We start from the raw sequence: 20,792 nt of genomic DNA, 5'->3' as shown, positions 1-20,792 counted from the left end.
CCCAGGGCGCAGTCCACAAGATCGAGCAAGATGTAGCCGGGGGACTAATTGCGTATTCAACACATCAAAATCGAGCGTTGGCGCCATTTCGACGGAGTGGAGTTCACGCTTCCTGACGATGCACCGATCGTTTGCATGGTTGGCGGCAACGGAACAGGCAAGAGCCAGATACTCGAACTTATCGCGGCTTGCGCTCAGCGTATCGGGTTGTCGCCAGGAACTGAAAGCCCACGTGGTGATCCTTTCTCAGAGGGCGCTACGTTCGAGGTGGCCTTCTTCATTGCACTTAATACGGTTCCTAACCTCGACTCTGAGGGCACTTTTCCCGAAAAGCTACGACAGGACCACTCAACCTGGGACCGCACGCTCGTCATTAGCAGCGACCCTGCACAAGGCGTTCGCCTGTCGGCGGGAGGTGTGGTTCCTGAACGATCCGGCAATTTCGCCAACCATGCGGTGGGGACAATTCAGCAAAGCGCGTCAGTTCACTACCTCTCTTTAGACGCTGACCGTGCCTACCCCAAGATCCAAATCGCCACGCATCAGCTTGGTGAGGTATTTGATAGGGATTGGGGGGATTCGACGAACAAGCAGAGTTCTTATCGGATAACACGGAATTTGTATGATGAGTGGTTCAAGTTTTTGATTGGTCGTGAAAATCAGGAAAATAATCGGCACATACAATCAATCCGTGTAGCGCGAGATGCGGGGGAGATTGAGCCTCGATTTGTAGACCAGTTTGAAAGCTACAAAGATGCGGTTAGGAAGGTTCTTCCACACCTTTTGTTCATCGGAATCGACCCCCAAACGAGAAACATCAAATTCGATTCAACCGGAATACCTCTGACATTCGATCAACTAAGTGGCGGTGAACGCGAGATCGCCTTTCTTGTCGGCCAGATAGAGCGTTTCGGTCTCAAGAAGGGTCTCTTGTTAGTCGATGAGCCAGAGCTTCACCTGAATTATGACCTGCTCAGGGCTTGGATCGGATTTCTGAAGGACAGTGTGCAGGAAGGGCAGATATGGCTCGCCACGCATTCGCTCGAAGTTGTTGAGGTGACTGGCCAGGACGCCACGATTATCCTGCAGCGAGACGATCAGTCTCGGCGGGTGATAGGAGCGGCGCCGCTCAGCCAGCAGCCGGTCGTTGCTACGCTTTCTCGAGCAATTGGATCTCCTGCGTTCTCTATCTCGAACTTGGCTTTCGTTCTCATTGAGGGAGAAGAGGAAATTGGGGAGAGAGAGCGATTTAGGCTACTTTGTGAGATTCCTCTTCACGTTCGCTTCTTGGAGGCTGGATCTTGCAGCGAGGTTGTTCGCCGGATCGAGGGACTGAAGGATCTTGCTCTCGCCTCAGGTCAGACGATTCGAATAGGTGGTGTCATTGATCAGGATTGGCGACCAAAGCAAGAGCAGGAAGAGCTTTCAAAGCAAGGGCTCTTCGTCTTGGGTGTCCACGAGGTTGAAAACTTCTTCATTCATCCACCCACCTTGAGAGATTTCTTGTCGGTGAATGGAGGTGACCCAGACACGGTCGACATGATCCTTATCGCTGCGGCAGACCGACGAGCAGGTACATGGATTTTCGATGCGGCGCGGACGAATCGAAAATTTCGTAAGTTCCCAGAGCCTTCCAAGGATGTTCGGGAGCTCGTTCACAGGCTGGCGTGGGCGGACTTCGCCGATTTGGAAGGCCGATCCGAGGAGATTGCTCGACTTCACGGCGGCCTAGACGAGCAAGAGACCGCGGCGCTCAAATCGCATATTGCAGTCCGCGGCAAGATCTATGGCCGCAAGCGGGAGGATGGAGATGTTTGGCGGATATGCGAAGGGAAAGAAGTGTTTCGCTCGGTTCTTTCCGAGCTTGGTATCGCCGACGAGGACGCTGGCGAACGCGCGGTGACGGCTGTTTGGAAACGTCGCCCCGACTTATTGCCAGAGGAGCTTCTTGCCCTTCGGAGCTATGTTCGGGACCTCTGATCCTTCTCAACCTTCTCACTGGGTTTCGCCGCCTCGGCGCTCCTACCGCATGGCCGCTCGTCGCCCCTCCACCGCATCCAGCCGCTCCTGCAGATGCCCATTCAGCACAATCATCTCCTTCAGCGCCTTCACCGCATCGCCCTTGTGCTGGGCGATGAACTTGTCGGCGATGGCCTGAAGGGCAGCCTCCTGGCGGCTGTCCAGCGTCACGATGTGGTCCATGGCGGTGCCTCCAACAGTTTCTGTCCAAATTGAACAAAACGGGAACAAAAATGTCAAGGGCGAATTGACTCCGCGAGGAATGCCTTCCTATTTGTCAGTAGGTGGGGCGGTTGCTCACAAATCGAGGAGAGCCGCGATGGGCAGACGAAAAAGCCGGTTCGACAGGCTGTCGGCGAGGGATGCGGAGGCGATCATCAGGGACGCTTTGAGCCTGCGCCGGACGGTGCAGTCGTCGCAGCTGCATCTGAAGGCGCATGGCGAGCTGTTCTGGCAGCTTTGCGGGCTTGTCGAGAAATTGCACGAGGTGCTGGCCAGCGTCGCGGAGAAGGAGCCCGATTACCGGATGGCGGAGCTTGGCCTGCTTCCCCTCCCCGCGGATTACTCGACCCGGAAATGAGCCATGGCCGGGCCAATGGACAGCGTTGGGCGTGCCGCCAAGGCCAACATGCTGCTTATCGTGGAGTGCGGCCATTGCTACCATGTCGGACGCTTCAGGGCGAATGACGTCGCCCAGGTGGTGGGCTGGAACAAACCGCTGGAAGCCATCAGGTTCAGGTGCAAGCGATGCAGCCGCAAGGACACGACGGTGAAGACGCAGTTCATCGACCAGGATCATCCGCCTAAGGGCTACATCTGGGTGCTGCAGAAGTTCAAGCGCTAAAACAATGAGCCTTGCGCCGGCGGTGCCGGCGGCGGAAACTTGATCTGCGTCGCCGGCTTCTCGACGATCACCAGCGCGTCGTCCGGCGCCGTGCGCTGCAGGTGTCTTGCCTCCGACCATGGCGCCGTCAGCCAGGTCTCTGTTTCTTCCGGCGTGGTCAGGATCACCGGCATCGCCTTTTCGTGGATCGGCGCGATCAGCGCGTTGGGCCTGGTCGTCATGAAGCCAAAGACCTGGTGATCGGCAGGGCCGTCCTTGACCTTGCGAATGCCATGCCAGCGCGTCCACAGGCCGGCAAAGAAGAACAGCGGGCGGTCCTCGCCGAGTGCAAACCAGTAGTTGCGCTGGATCCCGGTCTCGGGGTCCTTGTCCCCGGGCGTCGGACTGGGTTCGGCGAAGCTGGTGACGGGCACCACGCAGCGGTTCTCGATGCCGAGATATTGCTGCCAGTGGCCGTATTGCGGATTGCGGATATTGGTGGTGCCGTAGTCGGCCTTGCCCTTCACCGATCCAGTGGCGTCGGCATGCCCCACAGCAGATTGGCCAATTCGCGTTCGCCGTCCGGCGTGTTGCGCACCACAGGGCCTGGCTGGTTGGGATAGATGTCGATGGAGGGTTCGAGATTGCCGAGGATATCCCGCAAGGCGCGGGTCCACTGGCGAATGGCCTCCTGGCTGGTCGTGATATTGTAAAGATTGCACATTTCAGGCCGTTCCCGGATGCTTAGGCATCTTGTTGGAAACGGCCCGGAATTTCCAGCGCTGTCCGTTAGGTTGCTGACACGGCAGGCCGTGTCAGCAATGGCTTTGTGAGACCTACCGCGCCGATTGTCTCATAGCTTGTGCGGCGACTGCCGCCAGAAAAGCCCTCGCCGCGGCATCGCAGGCCGCTCGAGACGGGCCCTTGGCGAAAAGAAGAAGCTCGGCGGCTCGAATGTTGAGCCCGTGCTTCCTTGCGAATGTGGCTAGATCGTAAGGCTTGTTGTCGTAAGGCACGTCGTCGTAGTCGATCGTCAGATCGTAGTTTTCTTTCATTTTCTTCCTCCCGTTAGCGATCTTCCCCCTCCTGTCGCTAACGCAAAATTAACGTCGATGGCGTCGGGCGAGTCCACCAATCAGAGATTGTGTAAAAAACGTACGAGCTCGGATGCTCGCCCTCGCCACGGCGCCGCGAGCAATCGCCGCGAGCCGGACCGCTCGAAAGAGCCGATTATGGGGGCACGTTGGAAAAGGCAGCCACGGCCTGGTGCCACGGGGTGTCCGCGACCCTACCGTGCCTAATGGCCGTCATTTTCATCTTCCTGGCCCGGTCCGCAAAGCCGGCCTCGTTGGGTCAGCTAAAGAATAAATCCGGCTAATAACACCGTAAGGAGCAGTGACAGCGGAACAGCCGCAAGACACCAGATCTCCAACGTGTTGTTTTGCAGCGGGTCCATCGTCAGCCTCACTTTTTGGTTCGTCATTGTGACACTAACGGTTGGTCGGAGGTAGCGGTTCCAAGCGACGCTGTTCATAGAGCGCTGCCTGTGCTGCATATTAGCAACAGCTTGACGACCGCTGAGCCCGTACCGCTTGGAGAACTTCACTTGGCGCCGGTGGATGGGCATTCCGCAGGAATGCAAGCGCCCCTCCATCAGGCGTGCGGGGATCGATCGCCGCCTATGATCAGCGCCGAGCCATGCCCCGGAACCCAATGGCTGCGTCGACCTCCGGCCGAAGTTTCGCTACCACCGAGCAGACCCGATGTTCACTCCAGCCAGCGATGCCCGTTTATAGGACCTAAGTCTGACCTGCCTGCGCAATGGTCTCGTGTACGGCCGGCGCCGGGAACAACTGCGCCCGTCTTCAGTTGATGGCGTCACCTCCTCGAGGAGAGATCGGCGCAGAATCAGTCCCTTCAGCGCTGATTAGGGTCCGCCTGCCATTGATGGATTTGGCAGGCGGACCCTTGGTTCTGTACGCTCCAGATCGAAAGCGGGTAAGCTCGGGATCACTCATCATCCCAGAAATCCTGCAGAGAGGCATGGCGGAGGGCTCCTCGCCCTGAGATGCTTGACCTGGCTTGACATCCGAGACGACCTCCCAGCGCGCGCACGCAGCGGGGGGCGCCCTCAGCCCTCCAGCGCCTCGTGCTGGTAAAGCTCGTCCATGCTGAGCGTCGCGAGCGCCGCGAAGGGCGCCTGCTTTTTCACGCGGCCGTGGCTCAGGATCACCACGTCGTCGCAGAACGAGATGGTGCTGCGATGGTGGCTGATGACGATGGTGGTGCGGCGGCCGGCGCGCGACTTCAGCGTCTCGACGATCGCCGCTTCCGACAGCCCGTCCACCGCATTGGTGGCTTCGTCGAGGATGAGGATATCGGGATCGCGCACCAGGGCTCTGGCCAGCGCGATCCGCTGCCGCTGTCCCGCCGAGAGGTTGACGCCGCGGTAGCCGACGACGGTCCTGTAGCCTTGCGGCAGTTGCTCGATGAAGCCATGCGCTTCGGCCAGTTTTGCCGCGCGCTCGGCGTCATCGGCCGAGGCCGCGTCCTGGCCGTAGATAATGTTGTCGAAAATCGTGCCGTCGACCAGCTCCAGCTCCTGGCTGGCGAGCGCGATGTGCTTTCGCCATTGGCTGGGGTCGATGCGGTCCAGAGGCGATCCATCGACGAGGATCCTGCCGCTATCCGGTTCGACGAAGCGGCACAGGAGATTGACGATCGTCGTCTTGCCGGCGCCAGAGCGGCCGATCAGCGCGGTCGAGCGGCCGCTGCGGATGTCGAAATTCGCCGCATGCAGCACCACCGCGCGCTGTTCCGAACCAGAATAGGTAAAGGTGACGTCCTCGAACTTGATGCCTTGGCTGAGCCCGGGGAACGCCGCGTCACCTTGCGGCGGCTCGGGCTTACCGGATGGGTCCAGCATCCACGTCACCTCTTCAAGCGATCCGCTCAGGCCCTGCAACTGGCTCCAGGCCATTTGCAGCGACCGCATGTAGGGCTGCAGCCTGTAGAGCAGGATGACGAAGGCGACGATCAGCGGGAAGCTGACATTGGCGAACCAGGCGCCGATCACCACCGCCAGGAACAGCATGGCGTGCAGAACCTCGGTCAGCGGCGGCAACGCTCCCTGACGCGTCAAAAGCACGAACGCCGCCCGGCGCACTGCATCCGATGCCTGGTCGAATGCCGCCTTCTCGCGTTGCTCCTGGCCGAAGATGCGGATCAGCCGTCCGGCATGCACCAGATGCAGCATCTGTGATGCGAGCTGGCTGTTGCGGGAGGCGACGCTGCGGCTCGGCGCCTTCAGATTGGCCGACAGCATGGCGTGCGCGACCTGCACAAGCGCCAGCCCCAGCGTGACCAGCAACGTCATCTGCCACGACAGAAGCAGCAAGAAGGTCAGGAGGATGATTGCGGCCGATGCGTTGACGATCGCCCCTAGCGTGATCTGGATGGCATCGGAGGCGCGCCAGGATTCGTTGGAGATGATGTTGAGCAGCCGTCCGGGGCTTTGCTGCAGAAAGAACGGGTAGCCTACCCTAAGCAACTGCTCCGACAGCGCGCTGCGGATCGAATGGCTGGCCTTGCCATAGATGAAGGTGGTCAGCAGCGTGTTGGCGTAGGCGAACAGGTTCTTCAGAACGATCGAGCCGAGGATAGCGACCGATATGACGATCAGCCGGTCGCGCTCGCTCAGGCTGGATCCGACATGCTGGAAGACGGCGGAAAAGCCAGCCATGCCGGTCTGCCCCTGCCCCATGATTATGTTCAGCAACGGGATGATCAGGCCGATGCCGAACCCCTCAAGCGCCGCACTGAGCAGCCCAAGCACCACCACGGCCGGAAGCAGGCGCAACTGCTTTTGCCCGAGCGCGCGGCGCAGCATCGGCAGGCTGGGCGGCATCAATCGCATGATGATGGATCACCTCGCCTCGGCATTTGCCTGTTGCTCCTGTCGCATTTGCGCCGGCTGCGGCGATTTCACCAGCGAAAGCACCGCGAACTTGGCCGCGCCGAGCAAGTTCATGCCGATGATCGGCCAGTGCGACAGCTTGAGTTCACGGTCGAACAGAGGGCCTTTCCTCAGTTCGCGCAAAGCCGCCCTCATCGACCAGTAGAAATGGCGAAGCAGCCACGGCGCGTGGCGGATATGTTTCAGGCAAAGCCCGCCATTGCCCATGCTGTAGTCGCGATGCAGCTTTTCGATGGCTTTGCGGTCGCGTCGGCCGTGATGGTGATAGATGGTCATGTCGGGCACATATTCGACCGGAATCCCAAGCAGCACCGCCCGCACGAGATAGTCCGTATCCTCGGCGGAGCGCAGCGGGCCGCCGGCGCCGAACCGTTCGTCGAAACGGCCGATGCGGGCGGCAACATCGCGGTGCATCGTCATGTTGCAGCCAAGCACGAAGCCACCGGGATGGACATCCGGCGTAAGCCGCGCGCGCACCGGCGACCGCTTGATGGTGAACGGCAGGTCGCGGGGATCGCCGATCTCGACGCGGCCACCACGGATGACCCGTTCGCCGGCCGCATAGTGCCGCTGCAGATCGCGCAGATAATCCTTGTGGACTGCGCAATCATCGTCGACGAAGACCAGCACGCGGCCCCGCGCGCGCTGGAGCCCGGCGTTGCGCGCGGCCGCCAATCCGGGTCGTGGTTCGCGAATAGCCGTGAACGGGATGTCCGACAGTTCGGCGATGCTGGCCAGCCGTTTGGCCGTGCTGTCGGTCGAGCCGTTGTCGACAACCACCAGCTCGGCGGCAAAGTCGGCATGGGCACGACACGCGGCCTGGATCGACCTGATACAGGGCTCGAGCACGGCGACGCGGTCGCGTGTGCAGACGATGAAGCTGACCGCCGGCGCCGGTCCATGCTGCGGCCGCGGCGACATGGCCGCCGGCACCGTCGAGTGGCCGCGCTGCTGGAGCTGGTGCGATTTGACGAACATGCGTTGCTAGCTCAACTGGTTCGAAGGCAAAACCGCCGCGGCCGGCACGGATTGCAGATACCGCGACAGGGCATCCACCTGCCTGGTGACCGACATCGAGGCGAGACTGAAGCGCGGCGCGAAGGCACCGGTGCGAAACACGTACTGCTCGCGGCGCCGGATGAGCTTCCATTTCGCGGTCCGCGTCAGGAATTCGTGCATCAGCAACGGCTGTCTTTCTCCCGATATGAGCTGATAGAGGAAGTAGAACAGGTTCAGCGTGCCGGCCTGGTAGCTCGGCCTCGCCTCGGCCGGCAGCGCGGCAATCCTTTCTTCCAGCGCAAGGATCCACTCGGCGGCACGGCGAACCGTGCCCATCGACAGGACCTCACCGATGTCGCGGAGGTCTTGCGTCTCTTCCGCGAGCCCCTCGCGCTCGAGGTTCTCGGCGACGATCTTCAAATGCGTCCTGCGCATTTCGCGCTTGTGCCTGTTGGTCACGCTGTCGTCATGGATACGATAGGCGATCAGGCTTTCGGGGATCATGGCCGCCGGGTAGCGGTCGGTCAGCCGCCTGAACAGGTCGAAGTCTTCGGCGTGCTTGTACCTTTCGTTATAAAATAGAACGCTCTCTTCGATGACCTTCCTGTTGTAGACGACCGTGGAATGCATGAAGATCGTGAAGAACATCGACAAGATGCGCAGGCTATTGTCCTGGAATATCGGATCGGGCGAACCCCTGACGATGCGGTTGCCGAGCAAGGTGTCGAAACCCGCGCCGCACAGCGCGAGGTCAGGCTGCTGGCCGAACAGCGCGACCTGTCGCGACAGGCGCCGGGGATAGGCGACATCGTCGGCGTCCATCCTGGCGACCAGATCGCCGCGGGCCACGGCCAGGCCTCCGTTCAAAGTTGCAATCAGGCCACGGTTTTCGCGTGAGATGATCGAGATGCGATTGTCGGCCTGGCGGTATTTCTGCAGGATCTGCAGTGAGTTGTCGGTCGAGCCATCATCGATGGCGATGACCTCCAGACGATCGTAATCCTGCCGCAGGATGCTACCCAGCGCAGCGGCAAGATAAGGTCCCGCATTGTAGATCGGCAGCAGAACGGAGACTAAGGGAGCAGCAGCCATGGTCAGCCCCGACCGCTTCGTTGCAGCTTGCGTGGTAAGCGCGATGCTCCATCAAGCGGCCTGCCCGGATATGCTCCCGCCGCGAGCCATCCGGCGTTGGTCGTATCGATGCCTGTCGGGAAGCCGGCTCGGCCGCTCCGGGCAACATAGGGGAAGTGGCGCTTTAGGCTGTTGAGCGGCTTCTCGAAAAGCAGCCATGAAACCGAAGCCAGCATGAGCGTCACCGTTCCCGCCACCAGGAACCGCCCTTGCCCTTGCTCCGAGACGTTGAGCGGGATCCAGGGCTGCGACTTGACGATGAGCGACAGCACTATCGGATGGTAGAGATAGACGCCGTAGCTGATGCGGCCAAGGCCAAGCAGCGGCGGCAGTTCGACAAGTTTTCCGATATAGCCGCCAACCCCTGTCGAACAGCTTGCAACGATGACCACCAGCGGCGCGAGAGGCAGGATCTGCAACAGCAGCCAGAGGCCCCATTCCTGCAGCGGATTTGCCGGCGCCGGCGCAAACCACTGCAGAACGAAAAACGCCGCGGCCAGCCACGGCCAGCCAGCTCGAAGCCATTGCGGCAGGCCAGCGGATCTTGACCGGTAAGCGGCAAGCAGCGCGCCTGACGCCAATGCATCCATCGACGCCGGCGGCAGCAGGTCGCGCGCCAAACCGGGTGTTCCCGCGATCGGCCAATAAAACCGGTAGGCCAGCGACAGCCCGATAACGCCGATGCAGATCGCTTCGAGGCGCCGGCGCGGCGCCAGCAGGACGATCAACGGCCAGGCGATATAGAACTGCTCCTCGATGCTCAGGCTCCAGAAATGGCAGAGCAGCCAGGGCGTCCATTCATTCTGCGCTGCGTACCAGAAATTCGACAGATAGAGTGCGTGCCAGGCCAGCGATCCCCTGGACTGCTCCAGGTCCACCAGCCAGACGAAACCCAGCACGGCGAAATAGGGCGGGAATATCCGCAGCGCCCGCCTGATATAGAAGGATCTCAGCGCCGGTCCGGTTTCGAATTCGGCGGCCGAGCGGGCTTCGAGCAGCAGGCGGGTAATCAGAAAGCCGCTCAGCACGAAGAACAGACGTACGCCGATATGGCCCCAGAACGAGGATCCTCCGGCCGCGAAGAAGTGTGCGTACAGCACCATCGTCACGGCGATGGCCCTCAGCGCGTCCAATTGGGTGTCGCGCGCATTTCCCATTAGCGGCGTGCGCCGGCGGGACGGCGAAACTGCCAATCGGTCAACATAGCGGCGTCGTTCACGGCGCATTTCCAATCGGAAGCGCCCCCCTCACGCAGGATAAGGCGCCACCATTGTGCAACGCAACACAAAAAGTTGACATATTTGAAAACAGGAACGTGAGGCGCGGCTAATAAAAGCCAAAAAACAGCGGGAACCAGCCCGAATTGTCCATTTTTGACGATTTTCACGCGCTGCCTTGGCCCGCCGATATCGGCGGCAGGGTGCTGCGATGCAGCATGTTCGCCGCCATCACGGAACGCGTGAAGCTGATCCGTTCGATCGCCGCCAGCGGCACTGGCGTCAGCCTCGTCACACACGATCTCGCCACGGTGCGGGCGCTGGCCGACAGGATCGTGGTTCTCAGCCTCGGACGCGTGGCCTATGACGGATCCGCCAGGCACTTGAGCGCCGACCAGTTGTGGGGCCTCATGGCGAGCGGCACCCTCGCATCCGCCGGGCAGTAGAAGGCGTTTTGAAGCGGGGACCCGCTTCGCGCGAGCTTCCCGCCTCCGAGCGACAATTACGCCTCCTTGCCGGCATTCGCGAGCGCCACTGTGCGACGCTCCGGAAGCCCCATTCCGACGAGCGCGCCGGCGAGCGAGAGCAGCGCGGAGACGTCGATTGCCGCGGTGAAGCCATCGCTGAACGCGTCGGTGGACGAGAAGCTTCCAGTGCCGGCGAACACCGCACCGGCGATCGCGATCCCGGATACGCCGCCCAGAAAGCGGAATGTATTGAACGTGCCGGCAGCCTTGCCGACCTCCGGCCGCGCGACCGCATTGAGGACCGCATTCTGCGCGGCAGGCATGGCCATCGACACGCCGGCACCGGTAATGATCAGGGGCGCGACTAGCTGGATGTAGGGCAGATCAGGTGCTGCGATCTGCCCCAGCCAGGCCATTCCAGCCGCTTGCAGGATCAATCCGGCCACGACAAGCCAGCGCTCGCCGACGCGGTTGATCAGGCTGCCGGCGATCGGTGCGACCACGAAAAGCGTGGCGGTCCAGGGCAGCAAACCCATGCCGGCGCCGAGCGGCCCACGGCTCTGGGCAAACTGCAGAAACTGCGGCAGCAGGAATACGAGGCCGTACATGGCGGCGCAAAGCAGGAAGTTCGCGCCGACGCCCGAGGAGAATGCGCGCGCCTGAAAGAACCGCAAAGGCAGCATGGGCTCACGGGTACGCAGCTGCCAAAGGACGAATGCGATGGCCAGAAGCAGCCCGGCCGTCAGCGCCGACAGCACTTCAGAGCTGCTCCAGCCGACGATGTTGCCGCGCATCAGACCCCAGACCACTCCAAATGCCGCCGCAGTTACCAGGGCGACGCCGAGGACATCGATTGCCGTACCCGGCCCGTGACTCTCCGGAATCCGACGCATCACCAGCGGGATGAGAACGATGCCGACCGGAACATTGAGCCAGAAGATCCAGTGCCAGGAGAGGCCTTCGGAGATCGCCCCGCCCGCCATCGGACCGATGATCAGGGCCAGGCCGGTGATGCTGCTAAAGATGCCCAGCGCCTTGCCTCGTTCCTCCGGGGGAAAAGCGACGCTCAGCAGCGCCATGGCCAGCGGCATGACCATTGCGGCACCCGCGCCCTGAACCGCACGGGCCGCAATCAGCAATCCGGCATTTCCAGCGAGCGCGCAGGCAACCGACGCTGCGATGAACAACGCCAATCCGGCAACGAGCGTACGGCGGCGGCCGAACCGGTCACCGAGCGCAGCCCCGGTCATGAGCAGGACGGCAAAGCTCAAATTATAGGCGTTCATCGTCCATTGCAGCGTCTCCAGCGAGGCATCGAGTTCGACCCGCATCGTGCTCAATGCGGTCGCCACGACCATCGCATCGAGAACGACCATCAAGGAGCCTATCGACGTGAGGGCGAGAACCCAGACCTTCGTTGATCCCGCACTTTGCTTGCTCATGATTATGGCGCCTCCGGCTTGAACAGATGGCCCACCAGTCTCGCGGTCCCATGATCCAGAGACGCGGAGGCACCACCAAAGGATTCCAGCTAAAGAAAGTTTCTTTCGACCGAATCCTTTTGCCATCGTCGAGCGTCTATAAGACGCTGCGCCTGATGGCGGGCGCGCCTGCCCTGGGAGATACGCAATGAAATCGATCCTTGTGCGATGACCGGATCCGCATCCGGGGCGCCAGAAGGACGGGAGCCATTTGACCGGCTGCTCGGCGAATTGCGGCCGAAACTGCATCGCTATTGTGCCCGCATGACCGGTTCGGTGATCGATGCCGAGGATGTCGTCCAGGAAGCTACGGTGAAGGCGCTCGAGGCGTTCCCCGGGACCGGGCCGATAGCCAATGTCGAGGGCTGGCTGTTCCGCATCGCGCATAATGCAGCACTCGACCACCTACGCCGCCGTACCAGGTTGGATGCCGCGCATGTCGTCGAGGATATCGATATGATACCTGACCCCGGCATGTCGGCCGAGGGCCGGCACACTGCGGCCGCAAGCCTGCAGACCTTCATGCGCCTGCCCGCGGCGCAGCGTAGCAGCGTCATTCTCATGGATGTGCTCGGCTATACGATCGAAGAGATCGGCAACATTATCGACAGCAGTGTTCCGGCGGTGAAAGCCGCACTGCATCGCGGCCGTCTGCGCCTGCGCGAAGTCGCCGGCGAGCCTGACGATCGGCCTGTGCCGGTGTTGGCCGAGCCCGAGCGGGCGCGTCTGGCAGCCTATGTGGAGCGGTTCAACGCCCGCGACTTCGATACGATCCGCGACATGCTGGCCGAGGACGTGCGGCTTGACCTCGTCAACCGGCTCCGGGCGAGCGGCCGCACGAAAGTGGGCCGGTACTTCCACAATTACGCGGGTATCCACGATTGGCGGCTGCTTCCAGGCCTGGTGGATCGGCGCCCAGCCATTCTGGTGATCGATCCGGACGACTCAGCCGGAGGGCCAAAATACTTTATCCTGCTGGAATGGGCGGGCGACAGATTGGCGAGAATTCGCGATTTCCGCTATGCGCGCTACACGCTTGATGGCGCCGAAGTGGTGCCTCTGCGGGCATAGCAATTCGCTTTTCATAATGCCGAACAACCACTGCCAGCTATTTTGGAACGCGGCCGCTTGCCATCCAAGCGGCCGCCCTTTTCCGCCGATCGTGCTTTAAGCCGGCTGCAACTCCCGGCGCGGCAGCGGCGGAAAGGCGATCGCAATCGCCATCGCGCCAAGCCCGACAAGGGCCGAGCCGATGAACAGCCAGGAATAGCTGGCATAGGCATCGAACACCATGCCGCCGGCGAGCGGGCCGAAAGCCATGCCGAGGCTGGACAGCATGGTTACGGCACCGAACACCGTGCCGAGGATGCGCTGGCCGAAATATTCGCGCGCCAGCACCGCATAGAGCGGCATGACGCCGCCATAGGTGGCGCCGAAAATGACGGCGAGCGTGTAGAATTGACCAAGCTCACTAACCGCGAGATAGGCGGCGATGACCACGGCCTGTATGGCCAGCCCGGTGATCAGCACCGGCTTGACGCCCAGCCGATCGGCAAGCACGCCGTAAAGCAGCCGGCCACCCAGCCCTGCCAGGCCCTCGATGCTGTAGATGCTGACCGCCGCCATCGGCGCTATGCCGCACAGCATCGCATAGCTCACCATATGGAAGATCGGCCCCGAATGCGCCGCGCAGCAGGCAAAGAAGGTCAGTCCCAACACGATGAACTGCGGCGAGCGCAGCGCCTGCGGAACCGTCATGCCGACACCCTCGGCTGCAACGCTTGGCGTAGCACCGTCGGCAGCGGGCTTGGGCGGCTGGCGCACCAGCAAGGCGGCCGGCAGTAGTAGCACCCACGCGATTATGCCGATGTCGAACATCGCGGTGCGCCAGTCATAGGCCGAAATCAGCCAGCGCGCGAAGGGCGAGATGGTCATTGGCGCCACGCCCATGCCGGCCGAGACCAGCGAGACCGCAAGGCTGCGGTTCGTGTCGAACCAGGCGGAAGTCAGCGCGATCATCGGCGCGAAGAAGGCGCTTGCCGCGAGGCCGACGAGCACGCCATAGGTCAGCTGGAAAACGAGCAGCGAGCCGGTGCGGCTGGCCAGAACCAGCGCCAGGCCGAGCAGCACGGCGCCCGTCATGACGACGATGCGAGCGCCGAAGCGGTCGTAAATGGCGCCCCAGGCGAAGCCGCCGAGGCCCATTACCAGGAAGTTCAGCGTCATCGCACTCGATATGCCGGCGCGCGACCATTGTGTGTCGAGCGCCATCGGTTCGAGGAAGATTGCCAGCGAGAACATCGCCCCGAGGGCGACACAGGTCATCAGCGCGCCAGCCGCGACGATAACCCAACGATAGGAAAGGCTCATTTCACTTTTCTCCCATGCCGGAAGCGTTGATACGGCACGACCTTTTCGAGCTTCGCCGAGCCGCTTGCGTCCGAAGGACGTTGGAGATGTTTTGAATCCGACAATCCGGTTGCATTTTTTATCCAGTCAGGAAATTGCGCCGCTCAATTGCTCCATTGCATTGACGGTGCACCGTGCTGAGCTAGATTTCCAGCCTGGCGATCAGGAGCTGACAGGCATGGAACTTCATCGCGGCCGTCTCATCGACCACGTCCAGCTGGTGGTCAGGGATCTCAAGACCAGCCGCCGCTTCTACGAGGCGGTTTTCAAGGTGCTCGATATTCCGATCGGCGGCAGCGCCGAGGATTATTTCTGGGCCGACGAGCTGTTCATTTCCAGCCCCGACAGCCCGGCAGCCCAGGGAAAGCTGACGGGGCGCCACCACCTTGCCTTCCAGGCAAAGGACCGCGCCATGGTCGACGCCTTCTACAGGGGCGGCCTCGATGGCGGCGGCACGGACAATGGCGCACCGGGCGAGCGGCAGCACTACCATCCCGGCTACTACGCCGCCTTCCTGCTCGATCCCGACGGCAACAATATCGAGGCCGTCCACCACGGCCCGGCCAACCGCAGCGCCGAGTCAGTGAAGATTGCGTTCTGAAGATCGGGTGATGGGGCAAGAATCTTGCTTGCGACGGCGTCGGATCGGCTGCGGAGGTCATTCCGCCCTGCGCTATCGCATCAGCGCCGCCATCTGGCCCGCCAGGAAGTCGACGAACAGCCGCGCCCGGACGGGTAGCTGTCGCCCATACGCATGGACGATGTACACCGGCATGGTCGGCATCGCCACCTCGGGCAGGATTCGGACCAGGCGGCCCGTGTCGAGATCGTCCTGCACGGCAAACCGCATCAGATGCGCGATGCCGGCGCCGGCAAGTGCCGCATTGCGGATGGCACCACCATCATCGGTATCGAGCCGTCCGTCCGGCACGATCATCGTACCGTCGGCAAAAGTGACGGGATAGGGCCGGCCGGCCATCTGGTAGCGGACGAATTCGTGGTTCGGTAAATCCTCGACCGATGCCGGACGGCCGCGCCGCTCGACATAGGCCGGTGAGGCCACCAGCACGATCGGCAGATTGGCGATCTTGCGCGCGATGAGCCCGGTGTCCGAGAGCTGCCCCATGCGCACTGCAACGTCATAGCCTTCGCGGATCAGGTCGGCGTGGCGGTCGGTGACGCTGAGCTCTAGTTTGACTGCGCCATGCCGCGAAAGGAACGCCTGCGCCCATGCCGCGATCAGGCCGCGGCCGAGTTCGACCGGCGCTGTGACGCGCAGCAGGCCGCGCGCTGTATCGGCCAGCTGGACGATGTCTTCGGCATCGTCCAGCGCCCTGAGCAGCGGCGCCACGCGCTCGTAATAAGCGATGCCTTCACTGGTCAGCCCGAGCCGGCGCGTCGAGCGCTTGATCAGCCTGACGCCCAGCCGCCGCTCGAGCCGCGCCACGCTTTTCGACACCGCCGATGGGCTGGAGCCGACCAGCCGGCTGGCGGCATGGAACGAGCCGGCATCGACCGTGCGGACGAAGGCGACGAGACCGGCGGTCTTTTCGAGGATGGTGGTCATTCCGGAATTCCAGGCACGAAAGAATGGATCATGATGATCCTAATACGATTTCTGATCATCATTAAATACCGCTCATCATCGACAAAGGAGAGATTTGATGAGCAAGCTGAACGGCAAGGTCGCCATCGTCACCGGCGCCTCCAAGGGTATCGGCGCTGCCATCGCCAAGGGTCTTGCCACGGCCGGCGCCGCGGTGGTCGTCAACTACGCCTCGTCACAGGAAGGCGCCGACCGCGTCGTCGCCGAGATCGAGGACCGTGGCGGCCGCGCCGTCACCGTCCAGGGCGACGTGTCGCAAGCGGCCGACGTGCGCCGCCTGTTCGAGGCGGCGAAATCGGAGTTTGGCGGGCTCGACATCCTGGTCAACAATGCCGGCGTCTTCGCGTTCGAGCCGCTGGAAGCGGTTACCGAGGCCGAGTTCCACCGTGAGTTCGACACCAATGTGTTGGGCATCATTCTGACCACGCAAGCAGCAGTGAGCCATTTTGGCCCGGGCGGCGGCAGCATCATCAACATAAGCTCGGTTGCCAGCCGCAATCCGCAGCCGAACTCGCTCGTCTACGCCGCCACCAAGGGAGCGGTGGACACGATCACGCTGTCGATGTCGCGGGAGCTCGGCGCACGCAACATCCGCGTCAACGCGATCGCGCCCGGCGGCATCGATACCGAAGGCCTCGCGCGCATCGGCATCGTCGGCAGCGAATTCGAGAAGCAGATTATCGCCATGACCCCGCTCGGTCGCTTCGGCCTGCCCGATGACGTCGCCCGCGTCGCGGTGTTCCTCGCCTCCGACGAGGCGTCATGGCTGACCGGCGAGCGCATCACCGCCTCGGGCGGCTGGCGATAGGCATGGAGGGGCGCGGACCTGCCGTTTCACGGACCATGCCCCACGCCGCGCGACGTCGAGGACCACCGCAATCGATGACGACAGCGATCTAAGCCCTATGTTTCAGCGAGGGGGAAGCGCCGTGCGCTATCGATGACGGCGAGATGCCAGGGAGGTAACGGATGACGGGCGACGAAACAGCAATCCGAAAGCTGGTCGAGACGTGGATGGATGCGAGTAAGCGTGGAGACATCGCGACTGTCCTCAGCTTGATGACGGACGATGCGATCTTCATGGTTCCCGGCCGGGAACCCTTCGACAAGGAGATCTTCGCGGCGGCCGCGCAGGAGACGGCCGGCGTTCATATCGACGGCACGAGCGATATCGTGGAACTACAGCTTCTCGGCAATTGGGCCTTCATCCGCAGCCGCATCGACATGACCGCGACCCCGCCGAATGGCGAGCCGGTCCATCGATCGGGATATGCGCTGACGCTCCTGCGTAAGGAGCCAGATGGTGAGTGGCGGCTCGCGCGCGACGCTAACCTGCTGACCCTGCAAGGCTAGAGCCGGTCTCCGGCATCTCTGCACCAGGAGGCGCGCTAGGGGGAGCGACAAGGTGGCGAAGATGCGTTCAACGTCGCCCTGAACAGCATTCCCCTCCTCCATCTGATTACACCGGCAAGAGGGCGTTCGGCTTGACATCGGCGATGGAGGCGAAAGTGTGCGTTTCGCGCACGCCGGGCAGAGGCAGGATGACCCGCTGCAGGAAATCCTGGAACACCGCCATTTCAGCGATCCGCGCCTTGACCAGATAATCGAAACCGCCAACCACCATATGGCACTCCAGAACCTCCGGAGCTTTCGCCACGGCTTCGGCGAAGCGGTCAAAGACATGCGGCGCCGTGTGGTCAAGCCTGACCTCGATGAACACCAGCGTTCCCCTGCCGACCTTGCGCGGATCGAGCATAGCCCTGACCGCGGTGATGAACCCGTCGCGGAACAGGCGCTTCACCCGCTGGCTGGTTCCGGTCGGCGACAGCCCGACACGCCCGGCAAGATCAAGCGTCGTCCGGCGCCCATCCTCCTGCAGCAGCCGGAGCAGGCTGCGGTCTATCTGGTCGAGATCGTCCATTCACAATCCACTCTATCTCAGGGATTTGTGTGCTTAATTCACGCACAGATGCCAAAATCAACGTATTTCATCACATAAAACCTCGCAATAGCCTGCGCTTCCCTCACCCACTCAAAGCAGATGTAGTGAGCCGATTTCGACGAACACAGGAGTGCAGGATGACCAAGGAAGCGTGCAGCCCAGCCGGCAAGAGTGCGGCGGAAATCAGCAAGGGAGCGACCGAGATCCTGGTGCTGAGCGAAGCCGACGTGATGGCGTGCATCGACCTCAGCCAGCTTCTCGACGTTCTGGAAGACGGCTTCAAGGCGCTGTCACAAGGTAAGGTCGTCAATCCACCCCGACCACAGCTCGACATCCCCGGAGCCGGCTACAGCCTCGCCATGCCGGCCTGGATGGAGGACATGAACCTGACCGTCAAGATCGTCAATGTCTTCGAAGGCAACCTGGCCAAGAACCTGCCCAGCCATCTCGCCACCATCAGCCTGTTCGATCCGCTGTCCGGCCTGCCGGTCTGCATCATGGACGGCACCTTCATAACCGCGGTGCGAACCTCCGGCTCCGCCGTGCTGTCGGTGCGCGCGCTTGCCCGCCGGGATGCCAGGATAGCGACAGTGATCGGCGCCGGCGTGCAGGCCAACCAGCACCTGCATCTGTTGCCGCTGGTGCGCGACTTTGCCGAAATCCGGGTCGCTTCGAAGAGCTTCGACGATGCGGCAGCGCTTGCCCGGCTGCATCCGTCGGTGGTGGCGGTCGCCGACCTCGAGGCGGCAGTGCGCAGTTCGGACGTGGTGTGCCTGGCGACCCACTCCTATGAGCCGGTGATCGACGCAGGCTGGGTTCGGCCGGGCACGCATGTCTCGTCGGTCGGGGTGGCGCCGCCCGGCGGAGAAATGCCGATCGAGCTCATCGGCAAATCCAGTCTTTTTGTCGAAACCAAGGATGCGTTCAAACCGACCCCGGTCGGTTCTTGCGAGCTTGCCGGCTTCGACCCGGATTTCGGCACCGAGCTTGGCGCCATGCTGCTCGACCGCGCGCCGGGTCGCGTTTCGAATCAACAGATCACCACCTACAAGGCGATGGGCATTGCGATGGAAGACATGGTCGCCGCCGACCTCGCCTATCGTTGCGCCAGGCGCCTTCGCAAGGGAAAGCTCATCGTTCTGTAGGCGCATGCCGCCAGCCAGGCGGGATCGACATTGCTGGCCATGCGGGTCTTTCACGGAAGCGGCCGGGCGCCGATCGGGCCGGCATTTGCGTTGACCATCCCTGCCCTATGTCTGGGGCAACGGAGGAACACCGTGCGATACAGAAATGACAGCGGAGAATGGACAATCCGGCTGACACATGCACCGGACCTCAGGGAACCGGAACTCGAGGCAAAGGAACGAGCCGCCGCTTCTCTCTACTGCTACAATGTCGAAAAGACCGGGATCGACGACAGAACGCCGATCGGCGCGGAACTTTGCAGCTCTTCGGGAGAGGTATTCGGCGGCCTCTGGGGCCGGACCGAGCTTGGCTTGTTGTTTCTCGATATGTTTTTCCTGCCCGTGCGTCTGCGCGGGAAATCGCAAGGTGCACGGCTTCTCGCGGCGGTCGAGGAGGAGGCGAGAAACCGCGGCTGCAGGCGCGCCGTCGTCGAGACAAGCAGCTTCCAGGCTCCGGATTTCTACCTCCGGCACGGCTATGAGGAATTTGGCCGGGTTGAGTTCGGCATCCCCGGTCACGCCCGCATTTTCTTGCGCAAGACGCTGCGATGAGACACCGCTTGTCAGGTCAGGCGCGCCTGCTCCTTACGCCGGCTCGCGCTTCAGCGCCTGCGCCATGCAGTGGATGCCGCCGCCGGTCTTGGAGATCTCGCTCATGTCGATGGCCGCCACTTCGAAGCCGCGCGCCTTGAGCTGACCGATCAGCGTCTGGCTGGATGTCGGCGCGATCACCCTGTCCTTGCCCAGCGACATGAAGTTGCAGCCGAGCGCCATCGTGTCCTGGAACGGCACGTCGATGATCTCATGGCCCTTGCCTTTCAGCCAGTCGACGATGCCGGGCTCGGTGCAGGCGAGGCAGACGGCGGTCAGCTTCTCGGCGATCGGCACCACCATCAGGTCGATATGGACGTAATATTCGTCGATGAAGGCGATGCGGGTCTCCCAGCCCTCCTTGTCGAACCAGGCCTGGACCTGGCGGGCGCCCTCCTCCTGCGTGCGGGCGCCGCCGCAGCCGATCAGCACCACGCCGTCCTCGATGACGTTGAAGTCGCCGCCCTCGAAAGTGCCGGCGGTGACCATGTCATAGATCGGGATGCCGAGCTTCTCATAGGTGCGGATCGCCGCGTAGTTCTCGCCGCGCCGCCACCAGTTGGCCATCGCGGTGATGATGACGCCATATGGCGTCATCACGCTGGAATCGCGTGAATAGACCTGCATCGGCAGTTCCGGCGTCGGCTCATGCCAGTGGATGTTGACGCCGAAATGCTCGTAGGCGGCGACAAGGTCCTTGTGCTGCGCCTGCGCGATCTGGACATTGCAAGGCGCCTCGCGCAGATGTTTTCGCGATAGCGAACTGGTCGAGAGATGGCGCAGGAAATTGGGCGAGCCGAGCAGCACGTCGGTCAGCACGTCGGTCTCGTTGGCGAAGCCCCAGGCGGTCAGCTTCTTGGTGCCGCCGGCCGGGTTGCGGCGCTGCAGCGAAAACGGCTCGGTGACGATGCGGTCATGGACGGTCATGGGTTCTCCTCGTGAAGGGG

Annotated in this window: 21 protein-coding genes and 1 pseudogene; 10 read left to right on the top strand and 12 right to left on the bottom strand. The window is 62.3% G+C overall.

Annotation, left to right across the window (positions count from 1 at the left end):
* The first annotated feature begins 48 nt into the window (after positions 1–48).
* A complete protein-coding gene (locus NKI22_RS18950; protein ID WP_352816494.1) occupies positions 49–1,980 on the top strand; it encodes an AAA family ATPase in 1,932 nt (643 codons plus the stop codon).
* Between the two features lie 42 nt (positions 1,981–2,022).
* On the opposite strand, the gene NKI22_RS18945 is transcribed toward NKI22_RS18950, so the two are convergent.
* Entirely contained in the window at positions 2,023–2,202 is a 180-nt protein-coding gene (locus tag NKI22_RS18945; RefSeq protein WP_352816492.1) for a hypothetical protein, read from the bottom strand.
* Positions 2,203–2,338: 136 nt separating this feature from the next.
* On the opposite strand from NKI22_RS18945, the gene NKI22_RS18940 reads away from it, so the two are divergent.
* Both NKI22_RS18940 and NKI22_RS18935 read left to right on the top strand, forming a co-directional pair.
* Positions 2,339–2,599 carry a hypothetical protein gene (locus NKI22_RS18940; RefSeq protein WP_352816490.1) on the top strand — a complete coding sequence of 87 codons (261 nt, stop codon included), beginning with the start codon at positions 2,339–2,341 and terminating at the stop codon, positions 2,597–2,599.
* A gap of 3 nt (positions 2,600–2,602) precedes the next feature.
* On the top strand, positions 2,603–2,863 hold the full coding sequence (locus NKI22_RS18935; protein ID WP_023677293.1) for a hypothetical protein: 261 nt from the start codon (positions 2,603–2,605) through the stop codon (positions 2,861–2,863).
* On the opposite strand, the pseudogene NKI22_RS18930 reads toward NKI22_RS18935, so the two are convergent.
* The 6 genes and pseudogenes from NKI22_RS18930 to NKI22_RS18905 all read right to left on the bottom strand — a co-directional run bounded on the left by NKI22_RS18930 (position 2,860) and on the right by NKI22_RS18905 (position 10,105).
* A pseudogene (locus NKI22_RS18930) lies at positions 2,860–3,566 on the bottom strand (SOS response-associated peptidase). The gene NKI22_RS18935 and the pseudogene NKI22_RS18930 overlap by 4 nt on opposite strands.
* 112 nt (positions 3,567–3,678) lie before the next feature.
* On the bottom strand, positions 3,679–3,897 hold the full coding sequence (locus NKI22_RS18925) for a hypothetical protein (protein WP_051409764.1): 219 nt from the start codon (positions 3,895–3,897) through the stop codon (positions 3,679–3,681).
* 1,076 nt (positions 3,898–4,973) lie between these two features.
* Positions 4,974–6,758: an ABC transporter ATP-binding protein gene (locus NKI22_RS18920; protein WP_502895814.1), complete on the bottom strand. Its 1,785-nt coding sequence runs from the start codon at positions 6,756–6,758 to the stop codon at positions 4,974–4,976.
* A gap of 9 nt (positions 6,759–6,767) precedes the next feature.
* Positions 6,768–7,739, bottom strand: a complete 972-nt coding sequence (locus tag NKI22_RS18915; RefSeq protein WP_352788230.1) for a glycosyltransferase family 2 protein — start codon at positions 7,737–7,739, stop codon at positions 6,768–6,770.
* A gap of 63 nt (positions 7,740–7,802) precedes the next feature.
* On the bottom strand, positions 7,803–8,909 hold the full coding sequence (locus NKI22_RS18910; RefSeq protein WP_352816487.1) for a glycosyltransferase family 2 protein: 1,107 nt from the start codon (positions 8,907–8,909) through the stop codon (positions 7,803–7,805).
* Between the two features lie 2 nt (positions 8,910–8,911).
* Positions 8,912–10,105, bottom strand: coding sequence for an acyltransferase family protein (locus tag NKI22_RS18905; RefSeq protein ID WP_352816485.1), 1,194 nt, complete (start codon positions 10,103–10,105; stop codon positions 8,912–8,914).
* A gap of 206 nt (positions 10,106–10,311) precedes the next feature.
* On the opposite strand from NKI22_RS18905, the gene NKI22_RS18900 reads away from it, so the two are divergent.
* A complete protein-coding gene (locus NKI22_RS18900) occupies positions 10,312–10,611 on the top strand; it encodes a P-loop NTPase family protein (RefSeq protein WP_352816482.1) in 300 nt (99 codons plus the stop codon).
* A gap of 56 nt (positions 10,612–10,667) precedes the next feature.
* Here NKI22_RS18900 and NKI22_RS18895 read toward each other — a convergent pair whose 3' ends face one another.
* Positions 10,668–12,074 carry an MFS transporter gene (locus tag NKI22_RS18895; protein ID WP_352958688.1) on the bottom strand — a complete coding sequence of 469 codons (1,407 nt, stop codon included), beginning with the start codon at positions 12,072–12,074 and terminating at the stop codon, positions 10,668–10,670.
* A gap of 207 nt (positions 12,075–12,281) precedes the next feature.
* Here NKI22_RS18895 and NKI22_RS18890 point away from each other — a divergent pair, with 207 nt between their 5' ends.
* Positions 12,282–13,184, top strand: a complete 903-nt coding sequence (locus NKI22_RS18890) for a sigma-70 family RNA polymerase sigma factor (RefSeq protein ID WP_352816476.1) — start codon at positions 12,282–12,284, stop codon at positions 13,182–13,184.
* Between the two features lie 96 nt (positions 13,185–13,280).
* Here the strand turns inward: NKI22_RS18890 and NKI22_RS18885 are convergent, their stop codons facing one another.
* On the bottom strand, positions 13,281–14,483 hold the full coding sequence (locus NKI22_RS18885; protein ID WP_352494430.1) for an MFS transporter: 1,203 nt from the start codon (positions 14,481–14,483) through the stop codon (positions 13,281–13,283).
* A gap of 208 nt (positions 14,484–14,691) precedes the next feature.
* Between NKI22_RS18885 and NKI22_RS18880 the strand changes: the two genes are divergently transcribed.
* Entirely contained in the window at positions 14,692–15,123 is a 432-nt protein-coding gene (locus NKI22_RS18880; RefSeq protein ID WP_352481717.1) for a VOC family protein, read from the top strand.
* A 72-nt stretch (positions 15,124–15,195) separates the two neighbouring features.
* On the opposite strand, the gene NKI22_RS18875 is transcribed toward NKI22_RS18880, so the two are convergent.
* Positions 15,196–16,089, bottom strand: coding sequence for a LysR family transcriptional regulator (locus tag NKI22_RS18875; protein ID WP_023722389.1), 894 nt, complete (start codon positions 16,087–16,089; stop codon positions 15,196–15,198).
* A gap of 97 nt (positions 16,090–16,186) precedes the next feature.
* Between NKI22_RS18875 and NKI22_RS18870 the strand changes: the two genes are divergently transcribed.
* Both NKI22_RS18870 and NKI22_RS18865 read left to right on the top strand, forming a co-directional pair.
* A complete protein-coding gene (locus tag NKI22_RS18870) occupies positions 16,187–16,936 on the top strand; it encodes an SDR family NAD(P)-dependent oxidoreductase (RefSeq protein WP_023722390.1) in 750 nt (249 codons plus the stop codon).
* A gap of 161 nt (positions 16,937–17,097) precedes the next feature.
* Positions 17,098–17,481: a YybH family protein gene (locus tag NKI22_RS18865; RefSeq protein WP_023722391.1), complete on the top strand. Its 384-nt coding sequence runs from the start codon at positions 17,098–17,100 to the stop codon at positions 17,479–17,481.
* A gap of 106 nt (positions 17,482–17,587) precedes the next feature.
* Here the strand turns inward: NKI22_RS18865 and NKI22_RS18860 are convergent, their stop codons facing one another.
* The gene (locus tag NKI22_RS18860) at positions 17,588–18,049 is read right to left on the bottom strand and encodes an Lrp/AsnC family transcriptional regulator (protein ID WP_023720584.1); all 462 of its coding nucleotides are present in this window, start codon (positions 18,047–18,049) and stop codon (positions 17,588–17,590) included.
* 158 nt (positions 18,050–18,207) lie between these two features.
* On the opposite strand from NKI22_RS18860, the gene NKI22_RS18855 reads away from it, so the two are divergent.
* Both NKI22_RS18855 and NKI22_RS18850 read left to right on the top strand, forming a co-directional pair.
* Positions 18,208–19,215, top strand: coding sequence for an ornithine cyclodeaminase family protein (locus tag NKI22_RS18855; protein WP_352816472.1), 1,008 nt, complete (start codon positions 18,208–18,210; stop codon positions 19,213–19,215).
* Positions 19,216–19,347: 132 nt separating this feature from the next.
* Positions 19,348–19,806, top strand: a complete 459-nt coding sequence (locus tag NKI22_RS18850) for a GNAT family N-acetyltransferase (protein ID WP_352816469.1) — start codon at positions 19,348–19,350, stop codon at positions 19,804–19,806.
* 33 nt (positions 19,807–19,839) lie between these two features.
* On the opposite strand, the gene NKI22_RS18845 is transcribed toward NKI22_RS18850, so the two are convergent.
* Positions 19,840–20,772, bottom strand: a complete 933-nt coding sequence (locus NKI22_RS18845; protein ID WP_352816468.1) for a dimethylarginine dimethylaminohydrolase family protein — start codon at positions 20,770–20,772, stop codon at positions 19,840–19,842.
* Positions 20,773–20,792: the final 20 nt, after the last annotated feature.

The organism is Mesorhizobium sp. M0778, from assembly GCF_040320105.1.
Classification (GTDB): domain Bacteria; phylum Pseudomonadota; class Alphaproteobacteria; order Rhizobiales; family Rhizobiaceae; genus Mesorhizobium.
Note: the sequence above shows the minus strand (reverse complement) of the source record. Positions and strands in the feature narration are given on the sequence as shown.

Bases quoted from the DNA above. Each gene is read 5' to 3' on its own strand.
- NKI22_RS18945 (WP_352816492.1), bottom strand. From the start codon at position 2,202: ATGGACCACATCGTGACGCTGGACAGCCGCCAGGAGGCTGCCCTTCAG.
- NKI22_RS18940 (WP_352816490.1), top strand. From the start codon at position 2,339: ATGGGCAGACGAAAAAGCCGGTTCGACAGGCTGTCGGCGAGGGATGCG.
- NKI22_RS18935 (WP_023677293.1), top strand. From the start codon at position 2,603: ATGGCCGGGCCAATGGACAGCGTTGGGCGTGCCGCCAAGGCCAACATG.
- NKI22_RS18925 (WP_051409764.1), bottom strand. From the start codon at position 3,897: ATGAAAGAAAACTACGATCTGACGATCGACTACGACGACGTGCCTTAC.
- NKI22_RS18920 (WP_502895814.1), bottom strand. From the start codon at position 6,758: ATGCGATTGATGCCGCCCAGCCTGCCGATGCTGCGCCGCGCGCTCGGG.
- NKI22_RS18915 (WP_352788230.1), bottom strand. From the start codon at position 7,739: ATGTCGCCGCGGCCGCAGCATGGACCGGCGCCGGCGGTCAGCTTCATC.
- NKI22_RS18910 (WP_352816487.1), bottom strand. From the start codon at position 8,909: ATGGCTGCTGCTCCCTTAGTCTCCGTTCTGCTGCCGATCTACAATGCG.
- NKI22_RS18905 (WP_352816485.1), bottom strand. From the start codon at position 10,105: ATGGGAAATGCGCGCGACACCCAATTGGACGCGCTGAGGGCCATCGCC.
- NKI22_RS18895 (WP_352958688.1), bottom strand. From the start codon at position 12,074: ATGAGCAAGCAAAGTGCGGGATCAACGAAGGTCTGGGTTCTCGCCCTC.
- NKI22_RS18890 (WP_352816476.1), top strand. From the start codon at position 12,282: ATGACCGGATCCGCATCCGGGGCGCCAGAAGGACGGGAGCCATTTGAC.
- NKI22_RS18885 (WP_352494430.1), bottom strand. From the start codon at position 14,483: ATGAGCCTTTCCTATCGTTGGGTTATCGTCGCGGCTGGCGCGCTGATG.
- NKI22_RS18875 (WP_023722389.1), bottom strand. From the start codon at position 16,089: ATGACCACCATCCTCGAAAAGACCGCCGGTCTCGTCGCCTTCGTCCGC.
- NKI22_RS18870 (WP_023722390.1), top strand. From the start codon at position 16,187: ATGAGCAAGCTGAACGGCAAGGTCGCCATCGTCACCGGCGCCTCCAAG.
- NKI22_RS18865 (WP_023722391.1), top strand. From the start codon at position 17,098: ATGACGGGCGACGAAACAGCAATCCGAAAGCTGGTCGAGACGTGGATG.
- NKI22_RS18860 (WP_023720584.1), bottom strand. From the start codon at position 18,049: ATGGACGATCTCGACCAGATAGACCGCAGCCTGCTCCGGCTGCTGCAG.
- NKI22_RS18855 (WP_352816472.1), top strand. From the start codon at position 18,208: ATGACCAAGGAAGCGTGCAGCCCAGCCGGCAAGAGTGCGGCGGAAATC.
- NKI22_RS18845 (WP_352816468.1), bottom strand. From the start codon at position 20,772: ATGACCGTCCATGACCGCATCGTCACCGAGCCGTTTTCGCTGCAGCGC.